Here is a 19,786-nt window from a genome sequence, read left to right on the forward strand (position 1 = left end):
AAATGCAAGCTATGAAAACCCTGATCGCCGCCGCATCGCTGTCGGCCATGGCGCTGGTCCAGGCGCCTGCCGCCCAGGCCCAGGCCTATCCCGAAGACGATATTCGCTTCGTCGTCTGGTCATCCGCGGGCTCGCCGCTCGACACGATGATGCGTCAGCTCGGCCGTCAATTGAGCGAGGAGCTTGGCGTCGAAGTGCCGGTCGAAAACCGCAAAGGCGGCTCGGGCGCGGTCGCCATGTCTTACGTCATGACCCAGCCTGCCGACGGCTACACGGTGCTCTCGACGACGGCGAGCATGACGTTCACGATGGCCAAGGGCAAAATTCCGTTCACGCCAGACGACTTTACCGTGCTGCGGGCCTTGCAGGCAGAACCGTCGGCCGTCGCGGTGCGCGCCGACAGCGACCTGCGGGACATGAAGGACTTCGTCAAATACCTGCAGGAAAATCCCAACGGCCTGCGGATTGGCGGTTACGCATCCGCCGGATTCCACCAGTTCGTCTTCTATCGCCTCCAGCAGGAAGCCGATTTCGAGGCGGCATGGGTGCCTTTCGACGGCGGCAACGAAGCCGCCATTGCCTTGCTCGGCGGGCATATCGACGCTGCGGTTCTGACCCCGAGTTCGGCCAAGGCCCAACTTGCGAACGGCGACTTCCGGCTGCTCGGAATCTCCACCGAGAGTCGCGACCGGTATTTTCCCGACACTCCGACCTTCAAGGAACAGGGGTATGACGTCGTGGAATCGATCTGGCGCGGTGTGATGGTGCGCGAAGGAACGCCTCAGGAAGCGACCGGGCGGCTGATCGAGGCGATCGCGGCCGTTGAGGAAACCACGGAGTGGCAGGAGTTCATGGAGAAGAACATGCAGTCCTCCCTCGACCTTGATCAGGAGGAAATGCAGATGCAGGTGCGCAAGGAGGTCGCATCCCGCCGCGCCTTCCTCAAGGACAACGGATTCGCCAATTGAGCGATCCAGCCTATGAACAGCATCAGCGCCGCGGGCCGGCGCTGATGCTGTATGGGACAATCGGGACCGCACTGATCCTGATCGTCGTGGCGATCACCATGATCGTCGTTGCGGGCAGTTATCCGAAACCCGCCACGTTGGGGGCACCGGGACCGGCGCGGCTGCCGATCATCTTCGGAACCCTTCTCGTGATGCTCTCGGGGGGGCTGATCGCGCGCAGCTTCCTCGGCCCGCGTGAGCCCGAACTGACGCTTCAGGGCATGCCGCGTGCGCTGGCCCTGGCCGCGGGCACCGCGATCTGCATCTATCTCTGGAGCTTTCTGAATTTCTTGGTGCTTTTTATCCCGGCGACACTGCTCGGGGTGCGCCTGCTGGGCACAGGCTGGACCGGAGCGATCGTAGCGGCAATCGTCATTCCCGGCTCCGCCTACACACTCTTCGGGCTGCTGCTCGACGTTCCCTTCCCCTAACCGTCGGCCGGATCGAACATCATGCAGGATCTACTGCTCGGCATCGAGGCCGTCTTCACCTGGCAAGGGCTGTTGGCGATCTTCATAGGCACCGCCCTCGGCATCGTCGTCGGAGCCCTGCCCGGTCTCGGTCCGTCTCTCGGTGTCGCGCTTCTTATACCGGCAACGTTCAGCCTGTCGCCCTCCGTCGGCTTCAACCTGCTCGTTTCACTGTATATCGCTGCGGAATACGGAGGTTCGATATCCGCGATCCTCATCGGAACACCAGGGACGGCAGCGGCCACCGCCACCGTAGTGGACGGCTACCCGATGAACCGGCAAGGCCGAGGCGCCTTGGCGCTACAGACCTCGCTTACCGCCTCGACCTTCGGCGGGATCGTCGGTGCGATCGCGCTGATCGTCTTTTCCCAGCCGCTCGTTGTCTTTGTGCTGCAATTCGGGCCGCCGGAATACTTCGCGTTGGGATTGTTCGGCCTGACGCTGATCGCGAGTTTGAGCGGGGATACCATTCTCAAAGGCTTGGCGGCAGGCATCATCGGCCTCTTGCTCGCCGTGGTCGGCGTGGACCCGATCTCGGGCACACCGCGCTACACGGGTTCCTTTTTCGAACTGTATGAAGGCATTCCCTTTCTGGTCGTGCTCATCGGAGTCTTCGCTCTGGCGGAAGCCTTTACGCTGGCGGAACGGGATGACACGCACAAGGAAGCCCGCATCAGCGACTCGGGCGAGAAGCTTGGATTGCGTGGAGCAACTTCGATGCTGCCGACATTCCTGCGCGGCTCGGCGATCGGCACTGTCGTTGGCGCGATCCCGGGCGCCGGAGCCAACATCGCCGGTTGGCTCGCCTATGATCAGGAACGCCGCTGGTCCGACAAGCCGAAAACCTTCGGCAAGGGCCAGATCAAGGGAGTCGCGGCACCGGAAGCAGCCAACAGTGCCTCTGTTGGTGGCGCGCTGATGCCCCTCCTCACCCTGGGCCTTCCCGGCAGCCCCACGACCGCCGTGCTGATCGGCGCGCTCATCATTCACGGGCTGCAACCCGGTCCGAGACTTTTCGCCGAGAACCCGGACGTGGTTTACGGCCTGTTCGTGGGAATGCTGGTCGCCTTCCCGATGCTGTTTGTGCTCGGGACCGCGGCCATGCCTCTCTGGCGCAAGGTCCTCGCCCTACGGAATTCCGTCCTTGCCGTCGGCATCGTCATGCTCTCACTGGTCGGCACGTACGCCCTGCGCAACCTGATGTTCGACGTATGGCTGGCGCTCCTCTTCGGGATCGTCGGCTACTTGCTGAAGAAGTTGCGATTCCCGATGGCGCCGCTTGTTCTGGCAATGGTGCTGGGCGCCATCGTGGAATCGAACTATGCGCGCTCCCTGATCATGTCGCAGGGCTCACACGGAATTTTCTTCGAGCGGCCGCTCAGCATCGCCCTCATTCTGATCGCGGCGACTGCTCTTGTCTGGCCCCTTGTTTCGCTCGTCATCAGACGATGGCGGGCAGCTGGCGCGGCGTAGGGCCTTACCCGCCATCCAGCTGCGTCGGACGCCTTGCACCCCCGGCCGGCCCTTGCGTTCGCTTCCTCCAGACGCTAGCCCGACCGAACCGCAATCTGACCCGCCTTGCCGATGTCCCGCCTTCGCGCCAATCTGTTGCTGCTGCTCGCCGGTGCCGTCTGGGGCATGGGCTTCGTCGCGCAGTCGACGGCGATGGAAGACGTCGGCCCATGGACCTTCACCGCGGCGAAATTCGCCCTCGCCACCATGGCCGTCCTGCCCTTCGCCCTGCGCGAATCCGCCCGCGCCAGGTCCCCGCTTCCGAGGGGTGCCCCGGTCGGCTTCGTCGTCATCGGCGTCATGCTGTTCCTCGCCTCGATCCTCCAGCAGATCGGCATCGTCACCACCTCGGTCACCAATGCCGGCTTCCTCACCGGTCTTTATGTCGTCTTCACGCCATTCCTCGCCCTCGTCATCTTGCGCCATCGCGCCCATTGGGTGGTCTGGCCTTCGGCGATCGCGGCCTTCATCGGCATCATGCTGCTTGGCGGCGGCAGCGTTTCGGCGCTGAATTCCGGCGATCTCCTGATGATCGTCTGCGCCGTGTTCTGGGCGCTGCAGATCCTCCTCGTCGGGATCTTCGCCGGCCCCAGCGGCCGGCCCTACGCGCTGTCGGCGGTGCAATTCGCCGTGACGGCAGCCCTCGCCGGCCTGGGCGCGCTGATCCTCGAGGCCCCGCCCCTTGCCTCGCTCTTTGCCGCCTGGCCGGAGATCGTCTACGGTGGCGTGTTCTCGTCCGGGCTCGCCTTCACGCTCCAGACCATCGGCCAGCGCCATACGACCGCGCCCCAGGCGGCGATCTTCCTCTCCTCCGAAGCGCTGTTCGCGGCCCTCTTCGGCGTGATTCTTTTGGGCGAGCGGATCGCCGCGATCGGGCTTCTCGGCTGCGCGCTGATCTTCGCGGCGATTCTCGCGGTCGAGCTGGTGCCGATGTATCGGCCCGCCCGGCCGTCGGCGCGCGAGCCAGTCTGACCCAACTGCCAAACCTACCGGCTTCTGCTATGCAAGGCGGACGTGACGACGGGGAGACGATGATGGACGAGACCGACGTGATGCCGCGGGGTGATCTTACGGTACGCATTCCGGCCATGCCGGCCGACGCCAACGCCAATGGCGACATCTTCGGCGGCTGGGTGATGTCGCAGATGGATCTGGCCGCCGGCATCCGTGCCGCCGAGCGGGCTCGCGGCCGGGTCGCGACGATCGCCGTCAACGCGCTGACCTTCAAGAAACCGGTGAAGATCGGCGACACGCTCTGCGTCTATTCCTCGATCGAGAAGGTCGGCCGCACCTCGATCACGCTGGCCATCGAGGCCTGGACCAAGGCCCGCGCCTCGAACGAGCGGACGAAGGTGACCGAAGGCACCTTCGTCATGGTGGCGATCGACGAGAACGGCCGCCCGGTGGCGATCGCGGCGGAGACACTGGCTGAGTGAGGCTCTTGTTCCGGCGGTCCCCCGCGCCGGGCTCGGAGGAGCATGCCGCCGTCGGAGCCGTTGCCGGAGCCGGCTGTCTCAATCCTTTGGGAAGTCGGTCGCTTCGCCGGTGGCGCGCCATTCCTCGATCTCCGCCAGCCGCGCCTTCAGCCGCTGGGTAACCTGGTCGACGCCCCAGGCGCCGAGTACGAGATGGCGCGGTGGCGCGGCGTGCTCGGTCAGCGCGATCATCGCCTCCGCCGCGCGCACCGGATCACCGGGCTGGGCGCCACTTCCCCCGCTGGTGCCCTGCATGCGTTTGCCCGCCGTGTCGGCGTAGTCGGCGATCTGGTTCGGCGTCTGCTTTAGCGAACGGCCAGCCCAGTCGGTGCGGAACGGCCCGGGCTCGATGGCGACCACCTTGATGCCGAGCGGCGCCACTTCGTCGGCCAGCGCGTCGGTGAAGCCTTCGACCGCGTGCTTGGTAGCGGCATAATAGCCCGAGCCCGGGAAGCCGATGAAACCGGCGACCGACGAGATGTTGAGAATGTGACCGCCGCGCTGTTCGCGCATACCGGGCAGTACGGCGCGCGTCAGTGCGAACAGGCCGAAGGCATTGGCCTCGAACATGTCGCGAATTTCGCTATCGACGCCCTCCTCGATTGCGGCCTGGTAGCCGTAGCCGGCATTGTTGACGAGCACATCGATCCGTCCGAAGCGCTCCTTTGCGGCCGTCACCGCCGCGGCGATGTCATCGGGCTTGGTCACGTCGAGCGAAACGGCCAGGGCGCGATCCTCCGCGCCATCCACGAGATCGGCGACGCGCGCCTTGTCGCGCGAGGTGACGACAGCCCGCCAGCCGCGCTTGAGAACGGCTTCGGCGAGTTCGCGGCCGAAACCGGTCGAGCATCCCGATATGAACCAGACGGGCGTGGATTCTGTGGTCATGATCTGCCTTCCAATCTCGGCGGAGCGCCGCTTTCGGCGCAGGGCGATGGCAGCCGCAACATAAGTCTGACGGCGGAACGGACAAGGCGGACGCTCCGGTGGCCGAGGAAGAACAGGGCCAATTCGCACGCCAGGGCTTTCCAGCAGCTCCCCGGGCCTGCCGATCGGCGGCTGCTCGGCATCGCCTTCGTCCTCGTAGCAGCGATTGCTCTTGTGTGGCCACGATTTGGGGGGTCATGACGTCGAGCCTACGGCCACGCGTGCCGCGCCCGCCTCCAGCTTGTCCGCCAGCCGCCTGCGGGAACGGGCCCAGGCCCGACTGAAGGGCGTTTCGCCCCGCTCCGCCCGTCCCGCGGCCCGACGCAAGCCGTCCGGCAAGCCGGCTGGCACGCGCATCGACGCCCCCCGCCCCATCATCCTTCTCATCGCGTCCTCCGGCACCGGCATTTCCGAATACTCCGCCTCGGGCAGCCGGATCGCGAGTTCGTGGATATGCGAGTATCCGGTCAATAGCAGAAACCGCTGTCCGCCCTGCCGTTCCATCGCCGCGAGCGTGTTGCGGAACATGCGATCCTCGCGTTCCACATGACGGTCGCACCAATCATCGATGCCGCGGACCGGCATGCCCCTTTCGACCGCCAGATGGGCACAATAGGCCATATCGGCCGGCCCATCCGCCAGCCAGTCCCGCGCGAGATAGTCCTCCCGCATTTCCAGTAGAAGACAATCGGGATCAAAGCCGTCGATCAGCCCCGCGAGGTCTGAGATGGGAAACTGGCGGGAGATGAAATGTGCGTTGTGAATCGTCCCGGCCATATAGAGGAGCCTGTCGGCGGCAGGATTGCGAAACTGTCGGATGTGACGAAATTTCGCCTTCGCCGGCCACAGGCTGAAGGCGACAAGCGATGCGACTTCATGGATGATTGGACTCAACGCGATACCCATCGGCGCTTTTCGGTTTGAAATAGATATCGTGCTTGCGGCCGTTTGACGCGACATAGGTCACTTCGTGCGAACCGGGAGGAAACTCCGACGCTGTGGCCGACAGGGCGGCCTCGATCTGCGGCAGTGTCGCCACGACGGTTCGAAAGTCCGGACGCAGCCAGCACCGGTCTGCCGACACGACGTTGAGGTTCACCTTCCAGGACGGTAGCCCCGGCGCTTTGCCGGCATCGGTATAGAGATGGGCCTCCCCGCACCATTTGGCATCCACCGCCTGCCACAGAAATCCCATGGCCGCACTCTCGCGTGAGTTCAGGAAGGCCGCGATCGCGTCTACCGACGTTCGCGGAACCCGGAAGTACAATTTGGCACGCGCCTCGCCGGCAGCGTCGACGTTCCAGCCGATCATGCTTGGCCAGGCACCGGTGAAGTGATCCATGAGCGCCCTGGCGGCGGTGAGCGTCGATGACGTCAACATCGCTCCCAGAACACCGACCGTGGCGGCGGACAAGGTCTCGAAATAGGCCCAGGGATTCAGATAGATTTTCAGCTGCCTCCCGGACGCGCCGGCCCCGGCGCCGATCCAGCGCGTGAAACTTCCCTGGAACGACGCTCGCCGGTCCAGACCATCGACCATACGGCCGAGCTCCCGAAAAGCCGTCGGCAGGGGCATGAAGGCCTGTAGTGCCAGACCGGACTGGCCAACGGACTGTGTAGCCGCAAGATCGTGGATGAAACGGACCGCGCCGACCTGTCCGCCGGCGAGACTGACCGACCATTCGAACGGCAGATGATCGTGGGTGATGCCGGAGCGCTCGCTCGCCCCACCGCATGTCTCGCGGACGTAGGAGCGATGGACATGGCCGAACAGCGCGGTCAGCGCCGCCATGTCGGCGTCGGCGTTCATTGCACCGCGTGGGCGCGTTCGACACTGGGACTTCGCAGGCAGGCATGGCAGGCATCGCATTCGAACACCCGGGAATGCGCGGCACGTTGCCGCTTCAAATTCTCCACCCAGGCGTTCCGCCGGGAAAGCAACCGCGACAGATCGTCATTTCGCAGGCTTCCAATGGCATTTTTCACCTCCGCGACCCCGGCCGTCTGGCAGCAGAGCGCGACCGATCCGTCCCAATCCACGAACAGGCTATGCCCGGCAAGATACCCGCACGGGGCGGCATCACGCTGTTCTCCACGGCCGATGATCGCATCGCCAAGCGAAATATGGAATGGCCGCCCCCGCGCCCTGTTCTGTTGAACCCACCGCTTGATCTCATGCAGGCGGCGCGGGTCCATGCCGATCCCGGCTTTACCCGTATCCGCGGTCTGGATCAGAGGGACGAAATGGATACGCTCCGCGCCCGAGCGATCGCGCAAGGCGTCGTACATCTCCGCGTCGAGCGACATCTGATCCGTCATCGTGAATTGCGCATAGGTGCTGACGCCAAGGCCGGAGAGCAACCGCGCCGTCGTCATCACCCGGTCGAAGGTTCCCGGCCCGCGGATCGCATCATGCGCGGGCGCCGTGACGCCGTCGAAGCTCAACGTCACATGGTGCGGAATATGGCGGCTGCAGGCTTCCAGCAGCGGGTCGAGCAAGGTGCCGTTGGTGGTGATCGAATAGGCCAGCGACAGCGCCGCGCATTCCTCCACGACGGCGTTGAGATGGGGGTAAAGGGTCGGCTCCCCACCCGAAAACGAGACCCCGACGACGCCGAGGCACCGGGCCTCGACGAGCAGCTCCTTGCAGAGCGCCAGATCGAGATCCCGGTTGAAGTGCCGATGTTGCAGGCAATGGGCGCATTTCAGGTTGCAACGGGCCGTCAACAGAACGCCCAGATGCCTGATCATGGTATGTCGGCGGCGCGCGGCGGGTTGGCCATGACGAGCGCCTTCATCCGCGGCTCCAGCGCCTCCCAGTCGGGCTGCTCGCCGGGCGCGACATGGTCGTTCAGCCACTCCGCGATCAGGCACATGTAATTTGTCGGATGATACCCGGTCTTGCCGGGCAGCGGACAGGGATTGCAGGACAGGCCGTTGAATTCACAGCGATTGCAGGGAATCTGGTGCTTGTAGAGTACGGCGTTGTCGGGCTTTTGCACCGTTTCGTGGAAGCCGTTGAAGCGCTCGCTCGCGGTCAGGCTGTCGAGCGCGCCCTCCCTGATGTTGACCCGTTCGAACCGGGTATCCACGCCCTGCGACGCCGCGAGTTGACAGGGGCTGATGTCGCCATCGGGACCGACATGGACGTTGTCGTGGACGGCAGGGCAGCCGAAGGGCAACGGCGCGAGTTTCTCGGCCGCGTATTTGCGGTGGAACTGATAGACCTTCGGCTTGGCCGGCACGTCGATCTGGATGTCGGGATAGTCGATGACGCAGTCCAGCAAGGTCACCAGCGCGCGAAACTGCGCGACGTTGTCAGCCGCCAGCCTTTCGTAATTCTGCAGGGCATCGCCCGTCGCGGAAAGATTGGTGACCTTCAGCCCGCCCGCGCCGATCCGACGGCATAGATCGACCATGTCCCTGGCCCTGTCGGCCCATGCCGAGGTGATCACCGCCTGGATCTGGATCAGCGGATACTCCTGATTCCGTTCCTTTTTCGCGGCTGCGAGTTTTCCGACGAAAGAGCAGGTCTTGGCGAAGGTCCCGGCGCCTCGCATCAATTCGTGCGACCAGACGTCGGGACCGTCCAGGCTGACAACGACCTTGCGAACTCCCGTCTCGAATATCTTGTCGATATACTTTTGATCTTGCCGGATGCCGTTCGTATTGAACGAAATATTGAGCCCGGCATCGGCGGAAACCTGCAGGATTGTGAGGAAGTCCTTTCGGATCGTCGGCTCGCCGCCGAGATAATGAACGGACTCGACCCCGCGCGCCGCGGCTTCCCGGATGCTGGCGAGAAATTCCTCGGTCGACAGATCGCGGATGGTGTCGTCGCGCAAACTTTCGCCCACGCAGCAGTGCGCGCAGGCCAGGTTGCACTTCGAATTGACGTCCCACCGCAGCAGTTTGGGAACCGTCGAGCGGCGATAGGCCTCGGTTCTGGACTGACTGGGCATGATCCTCTCCGCGCTTTGGCGATGGCGATCCACCGATGAGTTGACAATCGGACGATCTCAAGAGCGTCCGCCCGAGGGAATTTCGGTCATCGTCTTCGGTCATGGTCACGGCGTCGGCACGGATCGTAGCGGCGCTGCCGCCGTGCTGACGCTCGAACTGCCCTGGAAGCCCCGGTCCGCCGATCGCCCCGCGCCGGATAGCACAGAAAGGCCGATCAACAGGTCTTCAGGCCTGCCGTTCGCCGAACGCGTATACGTAGCCGTATCTCCGGTCACCGTTCGCCGCTCTCCGGCGACCAGGGTCCGATTCCTATCCCCTGACCGTCGAATTATCCATCGGCTAGCCCGAAACGTTGCTAGGATCGTCGGTACCCTCCGCGTGGATCACCCTCTGCGTGGATCACTGCGGCGAACCGAAAAACAGCACTGCGTTCCTATCGTCGTCCGATGCTCCCGCCCCGGCCACGCGGCCGGAGCCAATCGTCTGGACTTAGCGGAATGCTTGGGAGAACAGGTCTAGCAGTTCACACCGCCGCAGCCTGCACCCCAGGCCTCGGCCGGCCCGCCGCCGTCCGGCATATCCTTCAGCTTCGCTACCTTGGCATCAATATCCAGCATCAGCGCGATGGCGTCGTCTTTCACGCCCATGGACGACAGCATCTCTTTCTTCTGCGAATCATCCAGTTCACGCACGCTACTGAAATCTTTCGGGATCTTCATGTTTCGCGTAATCTTGAAACCGGGCATCTGACAGCTCCTTGCTTCGTTGGACAAAAGGATAGTGCGGCCGGGAGATCGTTTAGTCAATGCAGACGCAACGTCGTTTTTACATGTCCCTAGGTCATGATGGATGTGCGGCGATCGACCCCCAAGCCCTTGTCCGCCTCCCACCTAGGGGGCAATGCGCCTTTACCTCCGGCGCCCGCAGTCGGGAGCCTTCATCCCGGAGCACGGGCCGGGACGCATCGTCCGACCCGCTGACACGGAACCTGCCCGCCATTGGCGTGACGTCTTGACGCATGGTGGCGATGCCCTTTCTTCCGCCGGACCCGACGGCCGGCGCGACGTCGCTTGCCACTTGCGGATATGGTCGAACCCAGCCTGCACTCGGACGACCACGAACGGAGAATCCGAGGGATCATGCTGCGAACGCTCGTCAACGATTATTTCTACATCCATCTCGGCATCGGCCTTGCCGGCAATCTTCTGTTCGTCATTGGCTCCATCCTGTTCTTCAAGGCGTTCGAAGCCTGGTATACCGTGGCTGTCTGGATGTTCGTCGGCGGGTCGTCGGGCATGTTCCTCGGCTCGCTCGGACAGTTGTTCAAGACCATTTACGAAGCCGAGGAACGACGGCGCGACTGATCCGACGGTCACGCCTTGCCCGTCCCCCTTCCCTATTTGCACACACCGCGCCGCCGGTTCTTGGCATCGAGGTGCAGATGGTCGGCATGGGCGCGGTTGTAGCCGGGGCCGAGCACCGTGCCGAAATAGCGGCAACCCGACTGCCGCACGCTCTTCTGGAATCCCTTCTGGCGGAACGAGAAGAAGCCCTTCTTCTCCACGTCGAAGGTGCTGCCGTCAGCGAATTTGAAGCCGCGCACGTCGAGTGCGTTGCCGCTGGCGTGCTCGCTGATCGTGCGTGAGCCGGCGATGCGCGAGCAGCGGTAGGACGATGCGTTGAGGACGGCCGTCGGTCGGGTCCACAGCCGCCAGCGGGCGGCCGGTTTGACCTCGTCCTCGACCCATTGGGAGATGCGCGCCGCCGCCGGGCAGTTCAGCGTTGCCGCCGGCTGCATTCGCACGCCCTTGGCGATCTCCAGCACCTTGACCGGATAGGGGATGCCGCAACCGGCGCTTTTGCCGACCGGCGCCACGTCGACGAATTTGACGCCCATCTGACGCAAGGCCTTGCGGCACATCGCCTCCGATCGCGGCATCGCGGTGTAGCCACTCGGCGTTTCCTGTTCGAGGCGGCCACGCTCCGGCACCGTCGCTTGCGGCCGCGCGGGTTGCCGCTGGCCGCCAAGCGAGGCCACGATGCCCCGATGCGGTACCAATTGCGGCGAAGGAGCGTCCCGGGATGCCGTCTCCGGTGAAGGAATCGCGCCCGGCGCGACGCGCTTGAGGCCTTGCCAGGGATCTTCGATGGATTCGACCGCGCCGAAGCGCGCGGGATCGGCGTCGACCTCGGACGGTGCGTCGAGCGGAGGCAGGGCGGCCGGATAGGCCGGGGCGGCAGGCGTCTGGGGCGTGGCGGGCGCGATGGATGCGGCACCGGCGGCGCGGGGCGGGCTTCGTCCTAGGAGATCGTCGAGCAGCACTCGGTCGTCGGCGGGTTGCGCCATCTGAGCGGGCGCCGGCGATAGAGATTGGAAATTCGGAACGTCCTGTCTGCCCATACCGGGCACGCTCGGCGTATACGTCTCGCCGGCAGCCGGCAAAGGGCCGCCCCAGATCATGGTGCCGCTTCCGCTTTGGGCCCAAGCGCCGGAGGAAAGGCTCGCCGCCGCGAAACAAACGGCGGCGAGCGCAGACCTGCGCCATCCGCTTTTACGCAATACCATGCGATGGCCTTTCGTCTTCCGCGAAACTCGAGCGGGACGAGGAAAAGCTACCGGCGTTTGGTAAGCGAAGGATGAACGGGATTCGGAAAATGTCGCTTCCCGCCAGACGGGGCGATCAGCCCGGCAACGTATGCGGCACGGCGCCCCGGGTCGGATGCAACGGCGCGGCGCGGGCGGGCGGAGATGCCGCGCCAGTGAACAAAAGGGCTGCCGCCAGCCACCCGACCGCCGCTTTGCGGGGGTGCAGTCCGAGCGCCACAGGCGCCGAATTTCCGTGAGCGTCTCGCGACGCTTCGCCAACCACACGGATCTGCCACATCGGTGCGCCGGAAACGATCCGGCCGGCCGGGAAACCGGCAGCGTGTCGCGAATGGATCGAGGGGAGCGAGTCGTCCTTCATGACCCGAGAGTCGCGCATCGGCTCTGAACCGAACATGAACGAACGGCGGCGCAACGAAACACGGGGCTGGGACCCGGGCCGCAACGAAGCAGACCCGCCAGCCGGCGCCGCCCACCCGTTCACGCAGTCGGCGGACGTCCGCTCGCGGAAAGTCGACGGGATCGCCGCGACCTTCGTGAGCCCCGGAACCACGGCTTGGGTATCTTCGCAGTAGCGAGAGGAATTCGGCGGCGCGGCAACGACGAGCGGCTGATTCTTTTCGTTGACAGCTACGGAAGCTTGCGGTTGTATCAAGATGATACACTTCGGTTGACGCAATAGCCAATCTTGTATTTTGTCGATGCGAGAATGAAAAAATCTGTTGATATCCGTCGGCTTTGATTTAATACTTAACTCGCGCAATATCAAAATGTCAGGAGGCGTAAAAAATGCGTATGTTTCTGATTTCCGTTGCCGCTGCGGTCAGCACGCTGGCGTTGTCGGCTAGCGTCGACGCGAAGACGTTCACGCGAAAGGTCGTCGAAAACAACGACAAGTGCTATTTGGTCGAGTATATTCCTTCGACCTACATCTATAACACGAAGGGCAAGAAAGTGAGCGGCGAAAGCCGCAGCTGGGTCGGGAACATCGCCGATGGTGCCGTGATCATCAAGCGACGCAATCCGGCCGTCTACATCCAGACCCGCAAATTGCTCGAGCAGGATCATTATACGCTCGTCTCGCAGGGCTGCTGACGTTTCGGAGAGGGAGCCCCCGGGCCTCCTCTCCTTCCTTTCCTTTCGCGCGCATCGGTTGGAGATGAATGATGGCCATCGGGCTGCTGACTCTCATGGCGGGACTGGCGATACCTTTCGCATCCCCGGATATCGACGCCGATCCGCTGCCTATAACTGCCGATCTGAGCATCGCCTTCGAGTTTGTGGAGAGCGACGGCGGCTACGATCTCAACGCCCTCGTCAGCGACCGGGTGAGTGAAGATGTCAGGACGATCCCGCTCGACAGCTGTGCCACGATCGACATCGGTGTCGGCGGCGAAACCCTCTTCGGCGAGCCCGTGGCATGCGACGATGAACGCTATGTCTTCGATCTGGTGGGTCGCCACGTCATCGTCAGCGGCGTCAAACGCAATCATGCGCTAAGGGATGTCGAGCCCGGCTACGTCATCCTGAACGGCGTTCCTCTGCTCGTCGAAGATGAGGAGCCCGTCGTCGAGCCGGCTCCCCCGCCGGCCTGGCAATTTCCCTGATTCCAATCCGAAGGCTTTCGTTTTTCCCTCTCCAATCCGCTCAAGATCGGCAGGTGTGCGATGATCAGAACGCTTCTCAATCCAGCGGAATCTTCAGATGAACGGATTCGAGGTGCCGCGCGCGCACGCTCCTGCGGGACGATCCTGTTGTTGGCCGCCCTTATCCCGCTCGTCGCCGCATGCCAGTTCGCCAGGCCGGACGCCCAGGCGCGTCTGTCACTGAAGAACGACCGTGTCGCGGCAGTACAGGCTCGCCCCGCCATTCCCTTCGGTTACGCCGTGCGAGCCGCCTCGCCGCGATCGACAACCGCAGTCAGCCTCCACTTCGAGTTGGTGGAGCAGAAGCACGGCTACGATCTGAACGCGGTCGTCCTCGACCGCTCGACGGGCTCGCTGCGCACTGCGAAGATCCGGCGCTGCGACACCGTCGATCTCGACGCCTTCGACGCGAGCAGCCGCAGCCTTTTCGCCACGCCTGTGCTCTGCGACGGCCGCTCCTATTCCTTCGACATGCTCGGCGAGCGAATTGCCGTCGTCGGCCCCCGCCGCAACTACATTCTGCAGGGCCTGCCGCCCGGGCGTGTGGTGCTCAACGGCGTGCCGGTGCTGGTCGAGCCGCGCGGGCATCGCCATCCGGCGCCCGGCCGGCGGGACCGGTCCAGCCGACAGATTCCCTTCACCATTCAGTAACAGCGGCGGCCTCGGCTTTTCCGTCCGCCTGCCTTCACCACATCCTGTGCGCCGAAAGGGCGACCGAGACCGGGGCGTGACCGCGTTCGTAGCGGACCCTCCCTCTGCGCCCTGCGCGGATCGCAGCTTTTGCCCGATCCGGACGGGGTCTCTGCCTGATCGCTCGAACCTGCGTCGAACGCCACCGCTGACCCGCCTGTCAGGGTCGCGCACGCTCGCCCGCATTCATCCGGACCATCCTGACTCCCGTCAGCCTGGTATGCGCGCGTCCCTCTTGGCTCGCGGACATTTCGGCTCGCAGACACACGCCGCAGGTACCTCCGGTCGGCCCTGGCCCTGGCCCTGGACTCCAGGTCTTTGCCTTCGTCATGACTTATTTAGGGTTAAAGCGGCGCATGAAATTGTCTTCAATCCCGAATCACAGTACTAACCACCCGATCGAAAAAATTCGATTTAATACCGGCAAGCATTTAAATATTTGCAATTATTTTTCTATTTTTGGCGTTTTCTATACGTAACATAAATTGGATTTGATGCGTTCCAAGATTGAGCTCACCATGCTTTACCGTCCCGCTATTAGTCTTGCGCTCGTGCTGACACTCACAGGATGCGCCGCCGTCCCAACGCGGTGCTACGTCACCATCACGGAGTCGGGTCAGCCGAGCGCGGAGGCCTGCGAGAGCGGATCGCATCTGCGTGTCCGGCCGATCACCCCCGAGAATGCGGCCTATTACGCGCCACCCTATATCCTCGCCGCGCTGGCGAACGAGGGCTATGTGAGCATGCCGACGGCCGACGTCGGCGACGGACTGCCGATCACGATGCAGCAGGGCGAACCGGTCTTCGCGATCGATGATGAAATCGTCTACGATGGCGCCGCCGACGATCGCCTTCCGGTCTTTTCCCTCTCCATCCCCGCTTTGTCGGTCGAGTTCAGCCTGCCGCGCAACGAAGCCGCGTCGCAGGCGCAATCCCGACCGACGAGTTGAGCCCTCGGCGTCTGACAAGCTGAAGCATCGCCGGCCCGCCGGCTCTGCCGATCCCGCTGCCGTGCATTCGCCGGCCGATCCCTTGCGTCGCCCGCTTTCAACTCGCCGTCATGGTCTCTATATGTTCCGCCATGGCTTCCCGACCCAAACCGACCCGCCCGCGCCCGCCCGCTAACCCCGCTGACGAGCCGCCCTTCGATCCCGGCGCCCCGGCTCGGCGCGGACCGCTGCAGGATTTCGCCGACGCCGCCGAACCCGTGCGGCGGACCGGCTTCGCGGAAGCCCCGCAGGCTTCCTTCGAGGGCGAACCGGCCGGCCCGCTCTCCGGCTGGGCCGACGAGATCGCGCAGGCCGCCACCGTTGACGCCGAGCGCCAGGCGGACGCCGACGTCGCGCCCGACAAGCGGCGCGGAGCGCCGGAGGCGCGACAGGGAACCGAGAAAACCGACCATGGGCGCAAGCCCGCTGGCGTGAACGCGAAAAGCAAACCGCCAAAGCCCGGCAAGACCGCGCGCGGCACCTCGATGGGGACCACAAGCGATCCCAGGCAGCGCGCCGCCGCCGGGCTCAATCCGGTCGCCGGCCTCGATGTCTCGCTGGAGGACGCCGCGTCGCTGCCCGAAGGCGGCGTCACCGCCACCGTCGACGCGCTGACCAAGCTGATCTCCGAGGGCAACCCGCTGCTCAAGAACGGCGAGATCTGGGTGCCGCACCGCCCGGCCCGGCCGGACAAGTCCGAGGGCGGCGTCCATTTCCGCATCGCCTCGGATTACGTGCCGAAGGGCGACCAGCCGACGGCGATCGCCGACCTCGTCTCCGGCATTTCCGATCACGACCAGACCCAGGTGTTGCTCGGCGTCACCGGCTCCGGCAAGACCTTCACCGTCGCCAACGTCATCGAGAAGACCCAGCGCCCGGCCCTGGTGCTCGCCCCCAACAAGACCCTGGCGGCGCAGCTCTACGGCGAGTTCAAGAACTTCTTCCCCGACAACGCCGTGGAGTATTTCGTCTCCTATTACGACTACTACCAGCCCGAGGCCTATGTGCCGCGCTCGGACACCTATATCGAGAAGGAATCGTCGATCAACGAGCAGATCGACCGGATGCGCCACGCCGCCACGCGAGCCCTCCTGGAACGCGACGACGTCATCATCGTCGCCTCGGTGTCCTGCATCTACGGTATCGGCTCGGTCGAGACCTATACGGCGATGACCTTCCAGATGGCCATCGGCGACCGCCTCGACCAGCGCCAGCTCCTCGCCGACCTCGTCGCCCAGCAATACAAGCGCCGCGACATGGACTTTCAACGCGGGAGCTTCCGGGTCAGGGGCGACACGATCGAGATATTCCCCGCCCATCTGGAAGACCGCGCCTGGCGCATTTCGCTGTTCGGCGACGAGATCGAGACGATCCAGGAGTTCGACCCGCTCACCGGCCAGAAGACCGACGACCTCAAGTCCGTCAAGATCTACGCCAACTCCCACTATGTCACGCCGCGCCCGACCCTCAACCAGGCGGTGAAGTCGATCAAGGAAGAGCTGCGCCACCGCCTGGTCGAGCTGGAAAAGGCCGGCCGCCTGCTCGAGGCCCAGCGGCTGGAACAGCGTACCCGCTTCGACATCGAGATGATCGAGGCCACCGGTTCCTGCCCGGGGATCGAGAACTATTCGCGCTATCTCACCGGCCGCCAGCCCGGTCACCCGCCGCCGACCCTGTTCGAATATCTGCCCGACAACGCGCTGGTCTTCATCGACGAATCCCACGTCACCGTGCCGCAGATCGGCGCCATGTATCGCGGCGATTTCCGCCGCAAGGCGACGCTGGCCGAATACGGTTTTCGGCTACCCTCCTGCATGGACAACAGACCTCTCAGATTTGAAGAATGGAACGCCATGCGGCCGCAGACCGTCGCGGTCTCGGCCACCCCCGGTTCCTGGGAAATGGAGGAGGCCGGCGGCGTCTTCGCCGAGCAGGTGATCCGCCCCACCGGCCTGATCGACCCGCCGGTGGAGATCCGCCCGGCCCGCTCCCAGGTCGACGACCTCATCGGCGAAATCCGCGAGGTCGTCGCCAAAGGCTACCGGGTGCTGTGCACCGTCCTGACCAAGCGCATGGCCGAGGACCTCACCGAATATCTGCACGAGCAGGGCATTCGCGTGCGCTACATGCATTCCGACATCGACACGCTGGAGCGCATCGAGATCATCCGCGATCTGCGCCTCGGCGCCTTCGACGTGCTGGTCGGCATCAATCTGCTGCGCGAGGGCCTCGACATTCCCGAATGCGGGCTGGTCGCCATTCTCGACGCCGACAAGGAGGGGTTTCTCCGCTCGGAGACCTCGCTGATCCAGACCATCGGCCGCGCCGCCCGCAATATCGACGGCAAGGTCATCCTCTATGCCGACCGCACCACCGGCTCGATGGAGCGGGCGATCGCCGAGACCAATCGCCGCCGCGAAAAGCAGGAGGCCTACAACACCGAAAACGGCATCACGCCGGAATCGGTGAAGGCGCATATCGCCGACATTCTCGATTCCTACTACGAAAAGGACCATGTCCGCGTCGATGTCGGCCCGGGCGCCAAGGAAGGCGCCCTCGTCGGCAACAACCTCAAGAGCCATCTCCAGCATCTGGAAAAGCAGATGCGCGACGCCGCCGCCGATCTCGACTTCGAAACCGCCGCGCGGCTTCGCGACGAGATCAAGCGCCTGCAGGCCAAGGAGCTGGAATTCGGACCCGATCTGGGCCGTGGCGGCCTGCCGGGCGAAGGCGCCGACGCGGACGCTGCTTCTTCTCCCCATGGGGGAGAAGGTCCCGGCAGGGGGATGAGGGGCGGCAAACGCGGCGCCTCGGATCGGGTCGACGCCGACGACACCCTCGCCGCCGCCGCCGCCTTCGAGGAGGAGTCCATCTCGCCGGTCACCGGCCGCTCCAAATACGGCCGCAAGACCAAGCGCGACCGCGCGCCCGCCGGCGGCGAACGCTTCGGCCCGCGCGGCGAACCGCTCAAACCCCGGGGCAACCCGGACGCCGCGCGAGGCCAGCCGAGCGCGATCAGCGGGTCCGGGCGAGAAATCCCCTCGGCGCGACGCCCGGCGCCGCTGGCTCGGGACGCCTCGGAAAAGAGCACCGAACCGAGCGAAGCGAGGCAAGCCCGACCGGGCGTCGTGCCTGATGGCACGCCCCCGCGGAGCCGCGGCGAAGCCGCTGGCGTGAGCGAGAGCCAACCGTCCTACTTCCAGAAACCCTCGCTGGACGACATGGGCCCCGGTACCGACGCGGCCGTGCCCGACCGCCCGGAGCGCCGTGGCGAAGGCTACTTCCGCAAGAACAGCCTCGACGAAATGACCGTCGGCCGCACCGAAAAGCCGCTGGGCAAGAGGCGTGGAGCGCCGGAGGCGCGACCGGGACAAGAGAAAACCCCGCCGCCGAAGAAGCCGAAGCCGGACGTGACGGGCTCGGCCCCCACCTCCCCCTTGTGGGGAGGTCCGAGCGAAGCGAGGGGCGGGGGTACCTCCGACGACTCCCCCGCCCCGATCCGGCGCGAGCGCATCGGTCGCGGCAGCTACGAGGACCCGACGGAGGAAAAACGCCGCAAGCGCCGGCCCGGCAAGACCGGCCGGCCGGGGCGGTAGGCGGCGGACACTCCTACGTCCCAGAACAGCGCGCCATCCCCTCCGCTTCGTCATCCTCGGCCGCAGGCCGGGGATCCATGCCAAGCCGGTGCCCCCGCCAAACCGCCTCCGGAAACGCACACAGCCCCTCCGCCACCGAAGCGGACCCGACGCCCGCAGAGGCATGGATCCCCGCGCAAGCGCGAGGATGACGAAGCGTCGAAGGCCGACACCCTTTCCTGCACCGACGCGTCTCTTCGGAGCCAACGGCGGCCCTTGACGCCCACCCCGCCGCACCGCACCGTTTCACCATGGCCGGACACGTCTACATCATGGCGAGCCAGAAAAGCGGCACGCTCTACATCGGCGTGACGTCCGATCTTTCCCGCCGCGTCCATGAACACAAGAGCGAGGCGGTTAAGGGCTTCACCAGCCGCTACGGCTGCAAGCGGCTGGTCTGGTACGAGGAACATTTCGACATCCGCGACGCCATCGCCCGGGAAAAGGCGCTGAAGAAATGGCCCCGCGCGAAAAAGGTCGCGCTGATCGAGACGATGAACCCGGACTGGTCAGAACTCTATCCCGGCCTGTGGTGGTAGCATCGCACCGGCACCGGTCCAGAACGCCGCGCCATCCCCTCCGCTTCGTCATCCTCGGCCGCAGGCCGGGGATCCATGCCAAGCCAGTGCCCCCGCCAAACCGCCTCCGGAAACGCGCACAGCCCCTCCGTCACCGGATCGGACTCCATACCCGCGGGCCACGTCTCCGCCCGGCAGCGCGCCCTCCCTCCGCGTCGTCATCCCCGGCCGCAGGTCGCTGCCCAACGTCGGAACGCCGCACCATCCCGCCGCTTCGTCATCCTCGGCCGCAGGCCGGGGATCCATGCCAAGCCGGTACCGCCGCCAAACCGCCTCCGGAAACGCACAC

19 protein-coding genes are annotated in these 19,786 nt (G+C 64.9%); 12 read left to right on the forward strand and 7 right to left on the reverse strand.

The window, feature by feature from the left end; all coding sequences use genetic code 11:
• Nucleotides 1-2: 2 nt before the first annotated feature.
• The 5 genes from ING15_RS03120 to ING15_RS03140 all read left to right on the forward strand — a co-directional run bounded on the left by ING15_RS03120 (nt 3) and on the right by ING15_RS03140 (nt 4,425).
• Complete coding sequence (locus ING15_RS03120; protein ID WP_206453320.1) at nt 3-968, forward strand: tripartite tricarboxylate transporter substrate binding protein; 966 nt, start codon at nt 3-5, stop codon at nt 966-968.
• Nucleotides 965-1,438 (forward strand): tripartite tricarboxylate transporter TctB family protein, encoded by a 474-nt coding sequence (locus ING15_RS03125; RefSeq protein WP_206453321.1) that lies wholly within the window; start codon nt 965-967, stop codon nt 1,436-1,438. The genes ING15_RS03120 and ING15_RS03125 overlap by 4 nt, the downstream gene beginning before the upstream one ends.
• Nucleotides 1,439-1,459: 21 nt before the next feature.
• The gene (locus ING15_RS03130; protein WP_206453322.1) at nt 1,460-2,950 is read left to right on the forward strand and encodes a tripartite tricarboxylate transporter permease; all 1,491 of its coding nucleotides are present in this window, start codon (nt 1,460-1,462) and stop codon (nt 2,948-2,950) included.
• 111 nt (nt 2,951-3,061) lie between these two features.
• Nucleotides 3,062-3,961 carry a DMT family transporter gene (locus tag ING15_RS03135; RefSeq protein ID WP_206453323.1) on the forward strand — a complete coding sequence of 300 codons (900 nt, stop codon included), beginning with the start codon at nt 3,062-3,064 and terminating at the stop codon, nt 3,959-3,961.
• A gap of 59 nt (nt 3,962-4,020) precedes the next feature.
• Nucleotides 4,021-4,425: an acyl-CoA thioesterase gene (locus ING15_RS03140; RefSeq protein ID WP_408628670.1), complete on the forward strand. Its 405-nt coding sequence runs from the start codon at nt 4,021-4,023 to the stop codon at nt 4,423-4,425.
• Between the two features lie 78 nt (nt 4,426-4,503).
• Here ING15_RS03140 and ING15_RS03145 read toward each other — a convergent pair whose 3' ends face one another.
• The 6 genes from ING15_RS03145 to ING15_RS03170 all read right to left on the reverse strand — a co-directional run bounded on the left by ING15_RS03145 (nt 4,504) and on the right by ING15_RS03170 (nt 10,100).
• A complete protein-coding gene (locus ING15_RS03145) occupies nt 4,504-5,352 on the reverse strand; it encodes an oxidoreductase (RefSeq protein WP_206453325.1) in 849 nt (282 codons plus the stop codon).
• A gap of 234 nt (nt 5,353-5,586) precedes the next feature.
• Nucleotides 5,587-6,297, reverse strand: coding sequence for a hypothetical protein (locus ING15_RS03150; RefSeq protein WP_206453326.1), 711 nt, complete (start codon nt 6,295-6,297; stop codon nt 5,587-5,589).
• Nucleotides 6,266-7,201: a hypothetical protein gene (locus ING15_RS03155; protein ID WP_206453327.1), complete on the reverse strand. Its 936-nt coding sequence runs from the start codon at nt 7,199-7,201 to the stop codon at nt 6,266-6,268. The genes ING15_RS03150 and ING15_RS03155 overlap by 32 nt, the downstream gene beginning before the upstream one ends.
• Nucleotides 7,198-8,142 carry a radical SAM protein gene (locus ING15_RS03160; RefSeq protein WP_206453328.1) on the reverse strand — a complete coding sequence of 315 codons (945 nt, stop codon included), beginning with the start codon at nt 8,140-8,142 and terminating at the stop codon, nt 7,198-7,200. Before ING15_RS03160 ends, ING15_RS03155 begins: the two co-directional genes overlap by 4 nt.
• Nucleotides 8,139-9,353: a radical SAM protein gene (locus ING15_RS03165; RefSeq protein WP_206453329.1), complete on the reverse strand. Its 1,215-nt coding sequence runs from the start codon at nt 9,351-9,353 to the stop codon at nt 8,139-8,141. The genes ING15_RS03160 and ING15_RS03165 overlap by 4 nt, the downstream gene beginning before the upstream one ends.
• Before the next feature lie 516 nt (nt 9,354-9,869).
• Nucleotides 9,870-10,100, reverse strand: coding sequence for a hypothetical protein (locus ING15_RS03170; protein ID WP_206453330.1), 231 nt, complete (start codon nt 10,098-10,100; stop codon nt 9,870-9,872).
• 393 nt (nt 10,101-10,493) lie between these two features.
• On the opposite strand from ING15_RS03170, the gene ING15_RS03175 reads away from it, so the two are divergent.
• Nucleotides 10,494-10,718: a YrhK family protein gene (locus ING15_RS03175; protein ID WP_206453331.1), complete on the forward strand. Its 225-nt coding sequence runs from the start codon at nt 10,494-10,496 to the stop codon at nt 10,716-10,718.
• A gap of 32 nt (nt 10,719-10,750) precedes the next feature.
• Here ING15_RS03175 and ING15_RS03180 read toward each other — a convergent pair whose 3' ends face one another.
• Nucleotides 10,751-11,701 (reverse strand): extensin-like domain-containing protein, encoded by a 951-nt coding sequence (locus ING15_RS03180; protein ID WP_206453332.1) that lies wholly within the window; start codon nt 11,699-11,701, stop codon nt 10,751-10,753.
• A gap of 1,047 nt (nt 11,702-12,748) precedes the next feature.
• Here ING15_RS03180 and ING15_RS03185 point away from each other — a divergent pair.
• From ING15_RS03185 to ING15_RS03210, 6 genes are all read left to right on the forward strand, one after another.
• Nucleotides 12,749-13,054, forward strand: coding sequence for a hypothetical protein (locus ING15_RS03185; RefSeq protein ID WP_206453333.1), 306 nt, complete (start codon nt 12,749-12,751; stop codon nt 13,052-13,054).
• Between the two features lie 71 nt (nt 13,055-13,125).
• Nucleotides 13,126-13,566, forward strand: coding sequence for a hypothetical protein (locus tag ING15_RS03190; protein WP_206453334.1), 441 nt, complete (start codon nt 13,126-13,128; stop codon nt 13,564-13,566).
• A 147-nt stretch (nt 13,567-13,713) separates the two neighbouring features.
• A complete protein-coding gene (locus ING15_RS03195; RefSeq protein WP_206453335.1) occupies nt 13,714-14,256 on the forward strand; it encodes a hypothetical protein in 543 nt (180 codons plus the stop codon).
• A 533-nt stretch (nt 14,257-14,789) separates the two neighbouring features.
• A complete protein-coding gene (locus ING15_RS03200) occupies nt 14,790-15,245 on the forward strand; it encodes a hypothetical protein (RefSeq protein WP_206453336.1) in 456 nt (151 codons plus the stop codon).
• Nucleotides 15,246-15,376: 131 nt separating this feature from the next.
• Nucleotides 15,377-18,880, forward strand: a complete 3,504-nt coding sequence (uvrB, locus tag ING15_RS03205) for an excinuclease ABC subunit UvrB (protein ID WP_206453337.1) — start codon at nt 15,377-15,379, stop codon at nt 18,878-18,880.
• 290 nt (nt 18,881-19,170) lie between these two features.
• On the forward strand, nt 19,171-19,458 hold the full coding sequence (locus ING15_RS03210) for a GIY-YIG nuclease family protein (RefSeq protein ID WP_206453338.1): 288 nt from the start codon (nt 19,171-19,173) through the stop codon (nt 19,456-19,458).
• Nucleotides 19,459-19,786: the final 328 nt, after the last annotated feature.

The organism is Aurantimonas marina (genome assembly GCF_017183135.1).
Taxonomy (GTDB): domain Bacteria; phylum Pseudomonadota; class Alphaproteobacteria; order Rhizobiales; family Rhizobiaceae; genus Aurantimonas; species Aurantimonas marina.